This window comes from Nonomuraea aurantiaca (genome assembly GCF_020215705.1).
GTDB lineage: Bacteria > Actinomycetota > Actinomycetes > Streptosporangiales > Streptosporangiaceae > Nonomuraea > Nonomuraea aurantiaca.
In genome coordinates this window covers 107,666-122,281 of the sequence record NZ_JAIWNB010000021.1, presented here as the reverse complement: position 1 = coordinate 122,281, position 14,616 = coordinate 107,666, and the positions used below count along the sequence as shown (strand labels likewise).

Annotated in this window: 17 protein-coding genes; 14 read left to right on the top strand and 3 right to left on the bottom strand. The window is 69.2% G+C overall.

Annotated features, from left to right (window positions below):
* The first annotated feature begins 93 nt into the window (after window positions 1–93).
* From LDL49_RS38430 to ccsA, 6 genes are all read left to right on the top strand, one after another.
* Window positions 94–1,017, top strand: a complete 924-nt coding sequence (locus tag LDL49_RS38430; protein WP_225298950.1) for a LysR family transcriptional regulator — start codon at window positions 94–96, stop codon at window positions 1,015–1,017.
* 280 nt (window positions 1,018–1,297) lie between these two features.
* Window positions 1,298–1,936 (top strand): histidine phosphatase family protein, encoded by a 639-nt coding sequence (locus tag LDL49_RS38425; protein WP_225298948.1) that lies wholly within the window; start codon window positions 1,298–1,300, stop codon window positions 1,934–1,936.
* 55 nt (window positions 1,937–1,991) lie between these two features.
* Window positions 1,992–2,570 carry a TlpA family protein disulfide reductase gene (locus LDL49_RS38420; protein WP_225298947.1) on the top strand — a complete coding sequence of 193 codons (579 nt, stop codon included), beginning with the start codon at window positions 1,992–1,994 and terminating at the stop codon, window positions 2,568–2,570.
* Window positions 2,563–3,285 (top strand): cytochrome c biogenesis CcdA family protein, encoded by a 723-nt coding sequence (locus LDL49_RS38415; protein ID WP_225298945.1) that lies wholly within the window; start codon window positions 2,563–2,565, stop codon window positions 3,283–3,285. The genes LDL49_RS38420 and LDL49_RS38415 overlap by 8 nt, the downstream gene beginning before the upstream one ends.
* Entirely contained in the window at window positions 3,285–4,826 is a 1,542-nt protein-coding gene (resB, locus tag LDL49_RS38410; RefSeq protein ID WP_225298943.1) for a cytochrome c biogenesis protein ResB, read from the top strand. The genes LDL49_RS38415 and resB overlap by 1 nt, the downstream gene beginning before the upstream one ends.
* The gene (ccsA, locus tag LDL49_RS38405; RefSeq protein WP_225298941.1) at window positions 4,816–5,775 is read left to right on the top strand and encodes a cytochrome c biogenesis protein CcsA; all 960 of its coding nucleotides are present in this window, start codon (window positions 4,816–4,818) and stop codon (window positions 5,773–5,775) included. The genes resB and ccsA overlap by 11 nt, the downstream gene beginning before the upstream one ends.
* Window positions 5,776–6,111: 336 nt before the next feature.
* Here ccsA and LDL49_RS38400 read toward each other — a convergent pair whose 3' ends face one another.
* Window positions 6,112–6,417 (bottom strand): PLDc N-terminal domain-containing protein, encoded by a 306-nt coding sequence (locus tag LDL49_RS38400; RefSeq protein ID WP_225298939.1) that lies wholly within the window; start codon window positions 6,415–6,417, stop codon window positions 6,112–6,114.
* 577 nt (window positions 6,418–6,994) lie between these two features.
* Between LDL49_RS38400 and LDL49_RS38395 the strand changes: the two genes are divergently transcribed.
* Both LDL49_RS38395 and LDL49_RS38390 read left to right on the top strand, forming a co-directional pair.
* Window positions 6,995–8,032 carry a hypothetical protein gene (locus LDL49_RS38395; RefSeq protein ID WP_225298936.1) on the top strand — a complete coding sequence of 346 codons (1,038 nt, stop codon included), beginning with the start codon at window positions 6,995–6,997 and terminating at the stop codon, window positions 8,030–8,032.
* A 10-nt stretch (window positions 8,033–8,042) separates the two neighbouring features.
* Window positions 8,043–8,285, top strand: coding sequence for a hypothetical protein (locus tag LDL49_RS38390; RefSeq protein WP_225298934.1), 243 nt, complete (start codon window positions 8,043–8,045; stop codon window positions 8,283–8,285).
* Window positions 8,286–8,378: 93 nt separating this feature from the next.
* Here the strand turns inward: LDL49_RS38390 and LDL49_RS38385 are convergent, their stop codons facing one another.
* Entirely contained in the window at window positions 8,379–8,597 is a 219-nt protein-coding gene (locus LDL49_RS38385; protein WP_225298932.1) for a BldC family transcriptional regulator, read from the bottom strand.
* Between the two features lie 256 nt (window positions 8,598–8,853).
* Here LDL49_RS38385 and LDL49_RS38380 point away from each other — a divergent pair, with 256 nt between their 5' ends.
* A complete protein-coding gene (locus LDL49_RS38380; protein ID WP_225298930.1) occupies window positions 8,854–9,072 on the top strand; it encodes a DUF4229 domain-containing protein in 219 nt (72 codons plus the stop codon).
* Here the strand turns inward: LDL49_RS38380 and LDL49_RS38375 are convergent.
* Window positions 9,069–10,280, bottom strand: coding sequence for a hypothetical protein (locus LDL49_RS38375; protein ID WP_225298928.1), 1,212 nt, complete (start codon window positions 10,278–10,280; stop codon window positions 9,069–9,071). The genes LDL49_RS38380 and LDL49_RS38375 overlap by 4 nt on opposite strands.
* Window positions 10,281–10,357: 77 nt before the next feature.
* Here LDL49_RS38375 and LDL49_RS38370 point away from each other — a divergent pair, with 77 nt between their 5' ends.
* The 5 genes from LDL49_RS38370 to LDL49_RS38345 all read left to right on the top strand — a co-directional run bounded on the left by LDL49_RS38370 (window position 10,358) and on the right by LDL49_RS38345 (window position 14,610).
* Window positions 10,358–11,074 (top strand): demethylmenaquinone methyltransferase, encoded by a 717-nt coding sequence (locus LDL49_RS38370; RefSeq protein ID WP_225298926.1) that lies wholly within the window; start codon window positions 10,358–10,360, stop codon window positions 11,072–11,074.
* Between the two features lie 573 nt (window positions 11,075–11,647).
* The gene (locus LDL49_RS38360; protein WP_225298924.1) at window positions 11,648–12,901 is read left to right on the top strand and encodes a geranylgeranyl reductase family protein; all 1,254 of its coding nucleotides are present in this window, start codon (window positions 11,648–11,650) and stop codon (window positions 12,899–12,901) included.
* 67 nt (window positions 12,902–12,968) lie between these two features.
* A complete protein-coding gene (locus tag LDL49_RS38355; RefSeq protein ID WP_214640645.1) occupies window positions 12,969–13,364 on the top strand; it encodes an NADH-quinone oxidoreductase subunit A in 396 nt (131 codons plus the stop codon).
* Between the two features lie 2 nt (window positions 13,365–13,366).
* Window positions 13,367–13,918: a NuoB/complex I 20 kDa subunit family protein gene (locus LDL49_RS38350; RefSeq protein WP_219529166.1), complete on the top strand. Its 552-nt coding sequence runs from the start codon at window positions 13,367–13,369 to the stop codon at window positions 13,916–13,918.
* The gene (locus tag LDL49_RS38345) at window positions 13,915–14,610 is read left to right on the top strand and encodes an NADH-quinone oxidoreductase subunit C (protein ID WP_225298922.1); all 696 of its coding nucleotides are present in this window, start codon (window positions 13,915–13,917) and stop codon (window positions 14,608–14,610) included. The genes LDL49_RS38350 and LDL49_RS38345 overlap by 4 nt, the downstream gene beginning before the upstream one ends.
* Window positions 14,611–14,616 lie beyond the last annotated feature (6 nt).

The following is a 14,616-nucleotide window of genomic DNA, read 5'->3' as shown; positions in this document are numbered from 1 at the left end:
CGCGCCTTGTTGTTTCTCATGCATATATTTTCTCCTGCTACAGAGTGAAGGACAAGCGAGACTTTCTACGCTAAACCCTTTAGACTGGCTTACATGTTGGACTTGAACCGTCTCAAGGCCCTTCACGCTGTGCACATCTACGGCTCGGTGGGCGCCGCGGCCGACGCGCTCATGGTCACGCCGTCGGCCGTGTCGCAGCAGATCGCCAAGCTGGAGCGCGAGACCGGTGCCCGGCTCATGGAGCGCAACGGGCGCGGGGTCCGGCTGACCGACGCCGCCGGGCTGCTCGCCGACCACGCCGAGCGGATCCTGGCCCTGGTGGAGACCGCGGAGGCGGACTTCGAGGCACTGCGCGGCGAGGTCGTGGGACGGCTGAACATGTCCGCGTTCCCGACGGCGGCCCGCGGGCTGATGCCTCCCGCTCTGACCGCGCTCAAGCGGCGCCATCCCGACCTGCACGTCCAGATGCACGAGCGCGAGCCGGAGCGCATCGTGCGCGACGTGGCCAGGGGCGAGCTCGACCTGGGCGTCATCCAGGACTGGCTGAACCGGCCGATCGCCCTGCCCGAGGGGCTGTCGCGGTCCACGCTGCTCGACGACATCGCCGACATCGTGCTGCCCGCGGACCATCCGCTGGCCGGCAGCAAGGAGGTCGAGCTGGCGGCGCTGCCCGCGAACGAGCGGTGGATCAGCTCCTCACCCGGCACCGTCTGCCACGACTGGCTGGTCTACACGCTGCGCAACGCGCAGCTCGAACCCGAGATCTCCTGCATGGCCGATGAATATCCGACCCAGATGGCGCTGGTGGCGGCCGGGCTCGGCTGCGCGATCATCCCCCGGCTGGGGCGCGACTGCGTGCCCGACGGGGTGACCGTGGTGCCGCTGCGGCCCCGGCAGTCGCGCCGCATCTACGTCATCTGGCGGAGCGACGCGGCCCGGCGACCGGCGATCCGGGCCGCGGTCGAGGCGCTCGCGGACGCCAGCCGTACGAAGGAGAACTCCTGGGCGGTTGCCTAGGTTCTTGGGGCGTTTCGTTACGCGGCCGTCTCGATCCACGTGTGACGGTCCGTCGTGGCTCGTGTCCCTATGGAGGGATACCCCTTCGGGGGTGGGTAAGTGGACGGTCCGTTGTGGCTGGGGTCCCTCTGGGGGATGCCCCTTCGGGGGCGGACAAGCGGGCGGTCTGTTGTGGTCGGGGTCCCTGCGAGGGGTCCGCCTTCGGGGGCGGCGCGCCGGGGTTGGTCACGGGCTGCCCGAGATCGCGGAACGGGCAGAGCGGGATAGGCTGTGGCACACCATGGCTGAAACCACCGTAGTTCACCTGATGCGCCACGGTGAGGTGCACAATCCCGAAGGCGTCCTGTACGGCAGGCTGCCCGGCTACCACCTGTCCGAGACCGGCCGGCTGATGGCCGAGACGGTGGCCAAGTCGGTTGCGGGCCGTGACATCGTCACCCTCTACAGCTCGCCGCTCGAACGCGCGCAGGAGACCATCGCCCCCCTGGCCGCGCTGCTGGAGCTGCCGGTGCACACCGACGAGCGGCTGATCGAGGCCGCCAACATGCTCCAGGGCCGCAAGGTCGGCCAGGGCCTGGCGGTCCTGCGCGATCCGAAGAACTACCGCTACTTCTGGAACCCGCTGCGCCCGTCCTGGGGCGAGCCCTATCCGGCGATCGTCAAGCGGATGCGCTCGATCATCGAGGAGGTCAGGGCGGAGGCGCGCGGGCACGAGGCGCTCCTGGTCAGCCACCAGCTGCCGATCTGGGCGATCAGGATGGCGGCCGAGGGCCGCCGGCTCTGGCACGATCCCCGGCGCAGGCAGTGCAACCTGGCCAGCCTCACCACGCTCACCTTCGACGGCGACCGTCTGGTCAGCGTCGGCTACAGCGAGCCTGCCGGATCACTGGCGACGGGCCCCAGCGTGCCGGGCGCCTGACCTCGCCGGTAGAGTTGCAAGCTCTACCGGTCGTAGTACAAGGAGATCTTCCTCCGTGCGCGCCAAGTCCATCTCCCATGTCCTTACGGCCGTCCTGGTCGCGGGCGGCCTCGCGGGCTGCGCGGGCGCCAACCAGTCGGGCCAGCCGCAGGCGGGCGACACCCGTTTCGTCGCGGGCGACGGGAAGATGCAGGTGTTCGCCGCCGCCGACCGTCACGCCGCCCCCGAGATCGGCGGGCAGACCCTCGACGGCGCGACCGCGTCGCTCGCCGCCCACAAGGGCAAGGTCGTGGTGCTCAACTTCTGGGCGTCGTGGTGCGGGCCGTGCCGGGCGGAGGCGCCGGTGCTGAAGGAGGTCGCCGCCAAGACCAAGGGCGGCGTGGAGTTCCTCGGCGTCGACTTCAAGGACCGCAAGGCCGACGCGCAGGCGTTCGAACGCACCGAGCAGACCGGCTACCCGAGCATCTTCGACCAGCCGGGCAAGGTCGCGCTGGCCTTCCAGGGCACGGTGCCGCCCGCGGCCATCCCGTCCACGCTGATCATCGACGCGCAGGGCAGGATCGCCGCCAGGGCGCTGGGCGCGGTCAAGTACACCGACCTGATGGACGCGGTGACCAAGGTGCGCGATGAATGACGTCGTCGCCTCGGGCTCGCTGCTCCTGGCCGTGCCCATCGCGGTGCTGGCCGGGGTGGTGTCCTTCCTGTCGCCGTGCGTGCTGCCCCTCGTCCCTGGCTACCTGTCGTACGTGACGGGCATGAGCGAGGACCCCAAGCGGGGGCGGCTGGTGCTCGGCACGGTGCTGTTCGTGGCCGGCTTCGGGCTGGTGTTCGTGCTCAGCGGCGCGCTGTTCGGCGGTCTCGGTGCGGTCCTGCTGGGCAATGCGGAGATCATCACGCGGGTGCTCGGCGTCCTGACGATCCTGCTCGGCCTGGCCTTCCTGGGCGTGCTGCCCGGCCTTATGCGCGACGTGCGCATCCACAAGCTGCCCGCGGCGGGACTGGCCGGGGCGCCGCTGCTGGGCGTGGTGTTCGGGCTGGGCTGGACGCCGTGCATCGGGCCCACGCTGGCCGTCGTGCTCGCGCTCGGCCTGAACGAGGGCAGCGCCTCGCGCGGCGCGCTGCTCGCCGTGGCGTACGCGCTGGGCCTCGGACTGCCCTTCGTGGGCGCGGCTCTCGCCTACAGCAAGGCCCTGCGCACGTTCCGCGCGATCCGCAAGCACTCACAGCTGATCACCAGGATCGGCGGCGGCATGATGGTGGCCGTCGGCATCCTGCTGGTGACCGGCCTCTGGGGAGAGATGATCGCGACCATGCAGGGCCTGATCGGCGCCTTCAGGCCGGTGATCTGATGACCGTCGACGAGCTTGAGAGGGAGCGGGCGCGGCCCGCCGGAATGGGGCCCGTGGGCTGGCTGCGCTGGGGCTGGCGCACGCTCACCTCGATGAAGACGGCGCTGATCCTGCTGTTCCTGTTCGCGCTGGCGTCCGTGCCCGGCTCGCTGGTGCCGCAGCGCAGTGTCGAGCCCGACAAGGTGGTGCAGCTCTTCCAGAACAGCCCGACGCTCGCCGAGTGGTACGACCGCTTCCAGCTGTTCGACGTCTTCACCTCGGCCTGGTTCGCCGCGATCTACCTGCTGCTGTTCACCTCGCTGATCGGCTGCGTCCTGCCGCGCACCGCCACCTACGTGCGCGAGCTGCGCCGCCGCCCACCGGCCGCGCCGCGCAACCTGTCGCGCCTGCCGCACTTCTCGCGGCTGGACGACCCGCTGACGGTCGAGGAGGCCGCCGGGCGGCTGCGCGGGCTCCGCTTCCGCGTCGAGGTCGGCGACGGCTGGGTGGCCGCGGAGAAGGGCTACCTGCGCGAGACGGGCAACCTGCTCTTCCACGTCTCCCTGCTCGGCCTGCTCGTCGCGATCGGGTTCGGTTCCCTGTACGGCTACCGCGGCAACGTGCTGGTGGTCGAGGGCGACGGCTTCGCCAACACGGTCGCCGCCTACGACCGGTTCATCCCGGGCAATCAGGTGTCGGCGGAGTCGCTGGAGCCGTTCTCGTTCACGCTCACGGACTTCCAGGCCACCTACCAGGTCGAGGGTGCCAAGAGGGGGCAGGAGCTCGACTACTCCGCCTTCATGAAGGTCAACGACGCGCCAGGGGCGCCCACGCGCGACTACACGCTCAAGGTCAACGAGCCGCTGGAGGTCAACGGCACCCAGACCTACCTCCTCGGCCACGGCTACGCGCCCGTCTTCAAGGTCACCGACGGTAAGGGGCAGGTCGCCTTCGAAGGGCCGGTCCCCTGCCTGATCGAGAGCAAGCCCACGCTCACCTCGGGCTGCGTGGTCAAGGTGCCCGACGCCCAGCCGTCGCAGCTCGGGTTCCTGCTGCGCTTCCTGCCCACGGGTGACGGCGCGGGGGCCTCGCTCTTCCCCGGCGCGCTCAACCCCCAGGTCCAGCTCCTCGGGGCCTTCTCCGGCGACCTCGGCGTACGCTCCGGGCGGCCGCAGTCCGTCTACGAGCTCGCGCCGCCCGAGGTGATGCGCAAGCTCACCCCGCTGGTCATGGGCACCGGGCAGGCGCCGCTCGCGGTCGGGGGGTCGATCGACCTGCCCAAGGGGACCGGAAAGCTGGAGTTCACCGGGGTCAAGGAGTGGATGACGCTCCAGATCGCCTACGACCCGGGGCGGCTGCCCGCCCTGGTCGCCGCGGGCACGGCCGTGGTCGCCATCGCGCTGTCGCTGATGATCCGCCGCCGCCGGGTGTGGGTGCGGGTCAAGGACGGCGTGGCCGAGGTCGGCGGTCTTACCCGTACCGAAGGGTCCGCGGCGGGCTTCACCGAGGAGTTCGCCGACATCGTCAAGGTCCTATCAGCTGGAGGCAAGGATGCCCGCTGAGCAGCAACTGGCCGGGGTGAGCGACCTCTTCGTCGTCGCCGCCGTCCTGCTCTATCTGGCCGCCATGATCGGGTTCGCGCTGGAGCTGGCCTTCGGCCGCTCCAAAGCCGACTCGGCCGCCGTACCCGCCAGGCAGCCCGTGGGCGCCGGAGTCGGCTCGGCGGGGGGCTCCTCAGACGTCCCCGCGGAGGTCGCTTCGGAGCCGGTCGTCGAGCCGCCGGCCTGGGCGCGCAAGGCCGGTTGGGCGGCGATGGCGCTCGGCTGGCTCGGCTGGGCCGCGAACCTGGCCGCCATCGTCACCCGGGGCCTGGCCGTGGACCGGTGGCCGTGGGGCAACATGTACGAGTTCGTGGTGGCCATCTGCTTCGCCGCGGTCACCGCCTTCCTCGGCACCCAGCTCCGGCAGAACGTCCGCTTCCTCGGCGCCTTCGTCATGGTGACGGCCGCCCTGGGGCTCGGCTTCGCGGTCAAGGTCCTCTACACGGCGGCGGGTCCGGTCGTGCCGGCGCTCAACTCGTACTGGGTGGCCATCCACGTGACGGCGGCGATCCTGGCGAGCGGCCTGTTCATCGTGGCCGGTGTGTCGGGCATCCTCTACCTGATCCGCGGCGATGGGATGTCCCGGCTGCCGTCACGGGCCGACCTGGAGCGGGCGGCCCATCGCGCGATCGTCTTCGCCTTCCCGGTGTGGACCTTCGCCGTCATCGCCGGCGCTCTCTGGGCCGACAAGGCATGGGGTCGCTACTGGGGCTGGGACCCCAAGGAGGTCTGGGCCTTCATCACATGGGTGGCCTACGCCGCCTACCTCCACGCGCGGGTCACCGCAGGATGGCGCGGGCGCGCGGCGACGATCGTGCAGCTCTTGGCGTTCGGGTGCCTGCTGTTCAACCTGGTGGGGGTCAACATGTTCATCTCGGGGCTGCACAGCTATGCGGATGTGTCGGGCTGATCGTCTGTCCCACGGCCGTCTCGATCCCTGTGACGGTCCGTGGTGGCTGGGGTCCCTGAGGGTGATACCCCCTTCGGGGATGGGCAAGCGGGCGGTCCGTCGTGGCTGACGTCCCTGTGAGGATGCCCCTCCGGAGGGAGGGGGACGGTCCGGCGTGGGTGTGGTCCCCTCTGAAGGATTGCCCTCTCCGGGGAGCGGAAGAAGTCGGTCCGTGATGGCTGGGCCCTTGGAGGGGTAGCCCTTTTCGGGGGCGCGTCGTGACAGGGGCCCATGGAGGGGAACCCCCGTCACAGGCGAGGCAGAGCGGATGCCCGGTGGACGGTCGTGGACGCCGCTCTAGCTGTCGTCGCCCCGCATGCGGCGGTCGAGGTCGCGGAGGAATTCGGGGTCGTCGTCCGGGCCCTTGGGGGCCGAGCGGCGGCGGGAGCCCGGTCGCGGGGGGACCGGCCAGGTCTCGCGGGTCTGCTGGGGACGGCCGCGGATCATCCAGACGGCCCCGCCCACCAGGGGCACCAGTGCGACGACGAGCACCCAGAGCGGTTTTGGTACGTTCCTTACCTCTTCCTCCGGCGTGGTGATGACGTCGAACAACGAGTAGAGCCAGAAGGCCAGCAGCGCCAGGCCGATAACGACACCTACCATGTCCGAACTGTAAGCCATTCGCGTCGTGATCGTGTTTTCCCGTTGTCCCATTTCAGGTGACTCCAGCGAGACCTACGTCGTACGGTGGACTCGATTCAGCGGCGTCCGCCCGCTGGGACCGCCGTTCGGGGCGGCCGGGTGCCATGCGCGCGGGCGTCCCACGGCGTTGAGGGGTGCGATGGCCTTTTCTAACGACAAGGGCCGCCATCGGCGGGGTCGTTGGTGGCGGCGCGGCTCGTATCTCTTCTCCCGCCGCAGTGAGGCGCCCCCTGACGCGGACCGCTCCATCTGGACGAACGACCGGAGTACGCCCCCCGGCAGACTTGGCCCGGAGGGGCGTCCGGACCTGGCCCGTGAAGACCGCCCGGGACGGCTGGCCTGGCCGTGGCGGCCCGGCGCCGGCGGGGACAGGCACGGGTGGTCAGGAGACAGGAACGGGCGGTCCGGCGGGGACAGGCGCGGGTGGCCCGGTTCCGGGGGCGCGGCCAAAGGTCGCGACCGCCCGGCGTCCGCGCGGCCGGACCGCGAGCGGTCGGACTACGAGCGGTCGGACTACGAGCGGCCGGATCACGAGCACATGGGGCGCGAGCGAGCCGATCGGGATTGGCCGGGCCGCATGTGGCCGGGCCGGGAGCCCGCCGGACGGGACTCGATCGGGAGTGAGGGGAGCTTCGCGCTGTTCGGTTGGGTGGGTCGCGAGCGGCGCCAGGGCGGCGAAGACGGTTCCGGGGGACGGTCCTGGACGGGGCGCCGCCGACCGGAGGGGTTCCGGCAGCAGGAGGAGTACCAGCAGTGGGATGCCGCCGAAGCCGGGCAGTCACAGCGCTGGGGTGTCGAAGAAGTCGGAGAGCCGCGGCGCTGGGATGCCGCCGAAGCCGGGGAGCCGCGGCGTTGGGAGGCGGGGGAGCGGCTGTCGGCCGCCGTCGTGGACCGCCCGCCGTACACGTGGCACGACTTCGAGCTCGACGACGTGGCGCTCCGGGCGCGACCCAACCGCCCCGACGCGCCCTCGCTCGGCGACGGCCTGCGGCACTGCGGGAAGCTGGAGACCATCCTGCACCGCCAGTGGGACGCCGGGGAGGGTCCGCCGTCGCCGGAGGTGGTGCGGGCCGTGGAGAGCCTGGCCATGCTGCCCGACCTGCTGAAGGAGAAGCTCGCCGACGGCCTCGAAGGCATCTACGTGGGCGCGGGCGGTGTGCCGGACCTGGACGACATGGGCTACCTGCGCGGCGCCCCCCTGCCGTCCGGCCGGGCCTCGTGGGACATCTGCGCCGGCGCCTACGGCGACGGGAAGATCGTGGTGGGTGACCGCCCCTCACCCACGCCCGACGTGATGATGCACGAGGTCGGGCACGCCATCGACGACGTCGACTCGGCTTACGGCGATTGGGTGTCGGATTCGCGGGAATTCGCGATGCTGTACGAGGACATCACGCCGCTCCTGGTCTCCGCGTTCCACCGCCAGGGGGACGGGCTGGGGCGCAAGGAGTTCTTCGCCGACGCGTTCGCCGCGATCGCCTCGCGCCAGCGACCGGCCCTCGTCGACATGCTGGGCGGCGACACGCGCGCGGCGCTCAACGTCATGCTGTTCTTCAACCGGCGCTACGGAATCTAGGTGATGAGCCATGTACGTCATCCGGCTCGCTGACGGGACTTTGCGTGTGCCGCAGAGCCTGACCAGCGAAGACGGGCGTCTCATCGGCAACGCGTACGTGGAACTCGAACCTGGCGACCCCGACTACGACACGTGGCTACCGGAGTCCCTGACGGAGGAGGAGGCGGCGGACCGCCGGGAGCGCTGGCTGATCGAGAACGACGACCTGGAGCAGGAGTTCCTGGCCTTCAAGGCGGAGCAGGAAGACGCCTAGGCCGGCCCGGTCAGAGGTCGAGAAGCTTCTGATGACGTTTACAGACAGGGGGAGACGGCGACCCTGCGGGCAGGATCACCGTCTGATGGAACGTCAAACACGCGGGGACTCGCCCGACCTGTCGGCCGTTAGAACGTCCTCGCCTCGAAGAAGGGCATGCACTTCCGACTCGCGGAACCGACGATGCCCCCCGGGGGTGCGGATACTACTGATGCGGCCTGCCGCGGCCCAGCGCGTAACCGTCTTTGGGTCTACCCGGAAGAGGGCGGCAACCTCTCCTGGGGTCAGCAGACGCTCGCTGCTACTCTCCACCAATCTCTCCCCCTCGCATCCCGCTTCCTGCCAGCGGGCGGACAGGTAACCAGTGTGTCGAGCGAAGCCTGATTTATCCGTGGTTTTCGACAAAGATCACGGGTTGTTATCAGCTGACTGCCCGATTGTTATATGATAGAGCCTCTTTGGGGCTCTCGTGGGTGTTTCTTTACGAAACACCCTAACTGGGACACTAGCAGTGCTGGCGCCCGATGCGAAGAGCGACCGTGTCACACAGGGCGAGTAACCTCGATCTGTGCATCCCGTTCTCGTATACACCGCGTCGCGGATCGGCCTGTTTGTCGTGACACTCGGCGTGCTGCGCCTGCTAGGCCTGCAAAACCCGGTGCTACTGATCATCGCGTCTTTCTTGATCAGCGGCATCGCCAGCTACGTCTTGCTCTCGAAGCAGCGTGACGCCCTTAGCACTCGCATCAGCGACAAGATCGACCGGCCGAAGCCGCAGGGCGACTAGGGCAGGGGGAACATGCCAATCCGGGCATGGTACTCCCGTCCGAGTCTCGTTGTGTCACTACCAACGAGTAGTCCGCCGCTGTACGCCAGAAATGCCTTGACCCCGATCCCGCGCTCCCTGCCAGGATTCCAAGTCAGCGCCATTCCGGTGAGTGGATGAATGGCGCCGATGCCCTCGCGGGGCACCGCTCCGGGCCCGGCCGAGTCGTGGCCCAGCGGATTGTTCAGCCAGCGCTGGTGGCCGCCGACGTAGATCGCCGCGCCGGTCACCGCCACTGCGTAGAGTGAGTCGCCGCCGGTCTTGTTGACCCAGGTGGGCGCGATCCGCTCGCCCCTGCTGTACGTCTCGAACCTGGCCGTGCTGTCGCACAGCCGCTTCCCGCGCACCGGTCCGCCGGTGGTGACGACGGCGAAGTAGCTGCCGTCGGGCGCGAAGTCCAGGCCGCGTACGTAGGAGGGAAAGGCCTCCATGCACGTGGGGACGTACGCCTCGGTGCGCCATTCGGCCACCTTGGCGCCGCCGCCGCGTACGTCGATCAGCCCGAGCTGCGGCCTCGACAGCCCGTCGAGCGTGGTGAAGTTGCCGTCGACCGCGAGCCGATCGGCGGTCAGGGCGAGCGCGTAGACCCGCAGCGTCGGCGTCAGGGGCGCCCCCGGCGTGATCGCGAACTCCGGGTCGGTCGCGCCGGTCGTCGCGTCGAGCCTGGCCAGCGCCGCGCGCGGCCTGGTGAAGTCGCCACCCGCGTAGAGCTGCGCGCCGCGCCTGGCCAGCGTGTTCACCATCCCGCCGGAGACGCCGGGCCTGAAGTCCCGTACGGCCGAGCCGTCGAAGAGGTTGAGCTTGGCCAGCGCCCGGGCCGGCGTCCCGTTGACCGAGGGGAAGTCGCCGCCGACATAGACCGTGCCGCCGTCGCCGGCGGCCAGGCTGTAGACGGGCCCGCCGACCTGCGGCGCGAAGTAGCGCAGGATGTGCCCCGTCGCGAGGCTGTAGGCGAAGACGTTGTCCCGGGTATAGGTGTGGGTCCGTGAGGCGTCGGCGACCTCGCTGAACGAGCCGCCGACGACGACCGTGCCGCCGACCAGGGTGATGGAGTTGACGATGCCGTCGAGCACGTGCGGAGTGGTGTCGACCGGGTCGGCCGAGACGACGCGCGAATGCGCGACCGGGGTCGTCGCGAGGATCGCCGCAAGGGCGACACGTACCAGCATTCGCAAATTTCTAGCAGACATTAGGTAATCGCGTGACTACTTTCTGTTGATTGTCGCGATGGTCATAGGCTTGGGCCATGACGCGTGCTCAGCTGGACAAGCAGCCGGATCAGGTCGCCGCGATGTTCGATCGCACGGCCCGGCGCTACGACTTGGTCAACGATGTGATCTCCCTGGGGCAGGTGCGCTTCTGGCGCAGGGCGGTGGCCGCCGCCGTCGACGCCGGGCCCGGCGAGATCGTGCTCGACCTGGGGGCGGGCACCGGCACGTCCACCGACGCCTTCACCACGCTGGGCGCCCGCGCGATCGCCTCCGACTTCTCCCTCGGCATGCTGCGCACAGGGGTGCGCCGCCACGGCGGCAACGCGCTGAGCGGCGAGGGGGTCCCGTTCATCGCGGGTGACGCGCTGCGGCTGCCGTTCGCCGACAACGCCTTCGACGCCGTGACGATCTCGGTGGCGCTGCGCAACGTGCACGACACCTCGCAGGCGCTGCGGGAGATGCTGCGCGTCACGCGGCCGGGCGGGCGGCTGGTGATCCTGGAGTTCTCGCACGTGAAGGTGAGCGCCTTCGACCTGGTCTACCGCGAATATCTGATGAAGCTGCTGCCGCGGGTGGCCACGGTCTTCGGGTCCAACGACGACTCCTACGCCTATCTGGCCGAGTCGATCCGGGACTGGCCCGACCAGCCGACCCTGGCGCGCACCATCCAGGAGGCCGGCTGGCAGCGGGTGGCCTGGCGCAACCTCACTATGGGCATCGTCGCGATCCACCGGGGATTCAAGCCGGCGTAAGCCCGTTCTGCGCGGTTCGATAGCCCATTCGATAAGGCGAGACGGCCATTAACGCCGTCAAGTCCGCGGCCTGGTCGGGGTTCCGTGTCCGGAGATATCGTTTATCGCGGGAATTATCCGTCGGGCGGGCCGAACGACGGCAACGCGGCGCTGGGCGAGGATGGTTCGCGGCTAATTCCCGGCCGTACTGGTGTAGCGTTTCGCTTACGGAGCGTGACCGCACTGCTGTAACCCGCGTCACATTTCTCACGATAGGCTCGGATATAACCGTGACGCTACGAAGGAGTCAGCCCGGTGGGCCCCGATGCTCTGCTTCACGCCCGATGAGTGGCGCGCCTTCATCGAGGGTGTGCGCCGCCGCGAGTTCGAGGTCTGATCTCCTCGTGGCGACGACCCAGGGCCCTTCGTCTCGGACGGAGGGCTTTCGTTTGTGGGAAGACCGGCCCCCGACTGCCACTTTGTCCAAGAAAAGGGTTAGACTGCGGGCCGACAAGTTTGTGAAGGGGTTCACAAAGGAACGAAGGCGCCACACCCCGAGGCCTTCGAGCGTGTAGGACAGGACGGGACAGTCCAGTGACCGAGCCAGCAGCCATACAGGCTGACGCCGATGTCATCGTTGTCGGCGCCGGTCCCGCCGGTTCCGCGACCGCCTTTTACCTCGCTCGGGCCGGTCTCGACGTGCTGCTCCTGGAGAAGACCAGGTTCCCCCGGGAGAAGGTCTGCGGCGACGGGTTGACCCCCCGAGCGGTCAAGCAGCTGCTCAACATGGGCGTCGACATCGACGCGCCCGGCTGGATCAGGAACAAGGGCCTGCGGGTCGTGGGCGGCGGGCACCGCTTCGAGCTCGACTGGCCGCAGCTGGAGCGCTTCCCCGACTTCGGCCTCGTCCGTACGCGCAAGGACTTCGACCAGATCGTCGCCGCCAACGCCGTCAAGGCCGGGGCGCGGCTGATGGAGGGTGTGAACGTCACCGGGCCCGTCCTCGACGACCGCAGCGGGCACGTGGTCGGGGTGACGACCAAGGACGGGGCGACCTACCGCAGCCGGCTGGTGGTGGCCGCCGACGGCAACAGCACCCGGCTGGCCCTGGGAATGGGACTCCACAAGCGCGAGGACCGCCCGATGGGCGTGGCCGTACGCACCTACTTCGAGAGCCCGCGCCACGACGACGACTACCTGGAGACGTGGCTGGAGCTGTGGGACGACAACACGCTGCTGCCCGGCTACGGCTGGGTGTTCGGGGTGGGCGACGGCACCGCCAACGTCGGACTGGGGCTGCTCAACACCAGCGACCAGTTCAAGAACATCGACTACCGCGACCTGCTCAAGCGGTGGTGCAAGGCGATGCCCGCCGAGTGGGGCTTCACCGAGGAGAACATGCGGGGCCCGATCCGCGGCGCCGCGCTCCCGATGGCCTTCAACCGCCAGCCTCACTACACCCGCGGCCTCGTGCTGGTCGGTGATTCCGGCGGCGCGATCAACCCGTTCAACGGCGAGGGCATCGCCTACGCCATGGAGACCGGCGAGATCGCCGCCGAGACCATCGTCAAGGCGCTGCGCCAGACCACCCCCGCGCAACAGGAGCGGATCCTGCGCACCTATCCTCAGGTGTTGAAGGACGCCTACGGCGGATATTTCACGCTTGGCAGGTTGTTCGTCCAGGCGATCGGGAAGCCAGGGGTGATGAGCTTCGGAACGCGGCATGGGTTGCCACACCCGAGGCTGATGCGCTTCGCGCTCAAACTCCTTGGTAATCTCACCGACCGGCGAGGGGATGCGTCGGACAAGATCATCAATGCACTCTCGAAGGTCGCGCCACCAGCATGAACCTCAGACTCATCCATAGATCAGGCTGCGCGCCCGCGCGCGCGGCGACTCCAGAGGAGGCGTAGCGATGGACCTTTACGTGCCCATCCTGGTGCTCGCCGTTCTCGCGGGGGGCTTCGCGATCTTCTCGGTCGCCATCGCTCCCTTCACCGGTCCCAAGCGCTGGAACCGCGCCAAGCTTGACGCCTACGAATGCGGCATCGAGCCGACGCCCCAGCCGGTCGGTGGCGGACGGTTCCCGCTGAAATACATGATCACCGCGATGCTCTTCATCGTGTTCGACATCGAGATCATTTTCCTTTACCCCTGGGCAGTCTCCTTCGCGCCGCTGAAGAACGACGCGGGCAGCGTGCTCTCCTCGGGCCTCGGGGTGTTCGCGCTTGTCGAGATGCTGCTGTTCATCGTCACCGTGCTCGTGGCCTACGCGTACGTGTGGCGCCGCAAGGGTCTGGACTGGGACTAGAAATGGGACTTGAAGAGAAACTCCCCAGCGGGTTCATCCTCAGCACGGTCGAACAGGCCGCCGGCTGGGCGCGCAAGAACTCCGTATGGCCGGCCACATTCGGCCTCGCCTGTTGCGCCATCGAGCTGATGGCCACCGGTGGCCCCCACTACGACCTGGCGCGCTTCGGCATGGAGCGCGCTTCGGCGTCTCCTCGGCAGGCCGACCTGATGATCGTCGCCGGCCGCGTGTCGCAGAAGATGGCTCCCGTCCTGCGGCAGATCTACGACCAGATGGCCGAGCCCAAGTGGGTCATCTCGATGGGCGTGTGCGCCTCCAGCGGCGGCATGTTCAACAACTACGCCATCGTGCAGGGCGTGGACCACATCGTCCCGGTCGACATCTACCTGCCCGGCTGCCCGCCGCGGCCGGAGATGCTGATCGACGCGATCGTGAAGCTGCACGACAAGATCCAGAACATGAAGTTCGGCGCCCACCGCGCCAAGCAGATCGACGAGCTCGAACTGCAGGCGCTGCGTACGCTGCCGCTGATCGACCAGGGGGCCGCGAAGTGACCTCGCCCGACAACCTCCCCGAGGTCCCCTCCGCCGAGGTCCCCGAGGTTCCGGCGGTCGCCGAGCCGCCCGTCGCCCGGCGCGGCATGTTCGGTGCGACCGACACGGGTGACACCTCCGGCTACGGCGGCCTCGTCGTACGGCGGGCCCCCCAGCTGTCCACCCCCCGCCCCTACGGCGGCTACTTCGACGAGCTGGTCGACACCCTGGCCCTGGACGACGCCATCGAGCGCGTGGTCGTGGACCGGGGCGAGCTCACCCTGCACGTGAAGCGGGAGCGGCTCGTCGAGGTGTGCCAGAAGCTCCGCGACGACCCGGCCCTGCGCTTCGAGCTCTCGCTCGGCGTCTCCGGGGTGCACTACCCGCACCTGAAGGGTGAGGAGCTGCACGCGGTCATCCACCTCTGCTCGATCACCCACAACCGGCGCGTCCGCGTCGAGGCCAGCGCCCCCGAGGAGGACCCGCACATCCCCTCGACCGTCGGCGTCTTCCCGGGCCACGACTGGCACGAGCGCGAGACGTGGGACTTCTTCGGGATTGTCTTCGACGGCCACCCCGGGCTGACCCGCATCATGATGCCGGACGACTGGGACGGTCACCCGCAGCGCAAGGACTACCCGCTCGGCGGCATCCCGGTCGAATACCGCGGCGCCACGATCCCCGCGCCCGACCAAAGGAGGTCGTACGCGTGAGCGGCA

Coding starts and splice junctions, on each gene's coding strand:
- LDL49_RS38430 (WP_225298950.1), top strand. CDS start 94: ATGTTGGACTTGAACCGTCTCAAGGCCCTTCACGCTGTGCACATCTAC.
- LDL49_RS38425 (WP_225298948.1), top strand. CDS start 1,298: ATGGCTGAAACCACCGTAGTTCACCTGATGCGCCACGGTGAGGTGCAC.
- LDL49_RS38415 (WP_225298945.1), top strand. CDS start 2,563: ATGAATGACGTCGTCGCCTCGGGCTCGCTGCTCCTGGCCGTGCCCATC.
- resB (WP_225298943.1), top strand. CDS start 3,285: ATGACCGTCGACGAGCTTGAGAGGGAGCGGGCGCGGCCCGCCGGAATG.
- ccsA (WP_225298941.1), top strand. CDS start 4,816: ATGCCCGCTGAGCAGCAACTGGCCGGGGTGAGCGACCTCTTCGTCGTC.
- LDL49_RS38400 (WP_225298939.1), bottom strand. CDS start 6,417: ATGGTAGGTGTCGTTATCGGCCTGGCGCTGCTGGCCTTCTGGCTCTAC.
- LDL49_RS38395 (WP_225298936.1), top strand. CDS start 6,995: ATGGGGCGCGAGCGAGCCGATCGGGATTGGCCGGGCCGCATGTGGCCG.
- LDL49_RS38390 (WP_225298934.1), top strand. CDS start 8,043: ATGTACGTCATCCGGCTCGCTGACGGGACTTTGCGTGTGCCGCAGAGC.
- LDL49_RS38375 (WP_225298928.1), bottom strand. CDS start 10,280: ATGCTGGTACGTGTCGCCCTTGCGGCGATCCTCGCGACGACCCCGGTC.
- LDL49_RS38370 (WP_225298926.1), top strand. CDS start 10,358: ATGACGCGTGCTCAGCTGGACAAGCAGCCGGATCAGGTCGCCGCGATG.
- LDL49_RS38355 (WP_214640645.1), top strand. CDS start 12,969: ATGGACCTTTACGTGCCCATCCTGGTGCTCGCCGTTCTCGCGGGGGGC.
- LDL49_RS38350 (WP_219529166.1), top strand. CDS start 13,367: ATGGGACTTGAAGAGAAACTCCCCAGCGGGTTCATCCTCAGCACGGTC.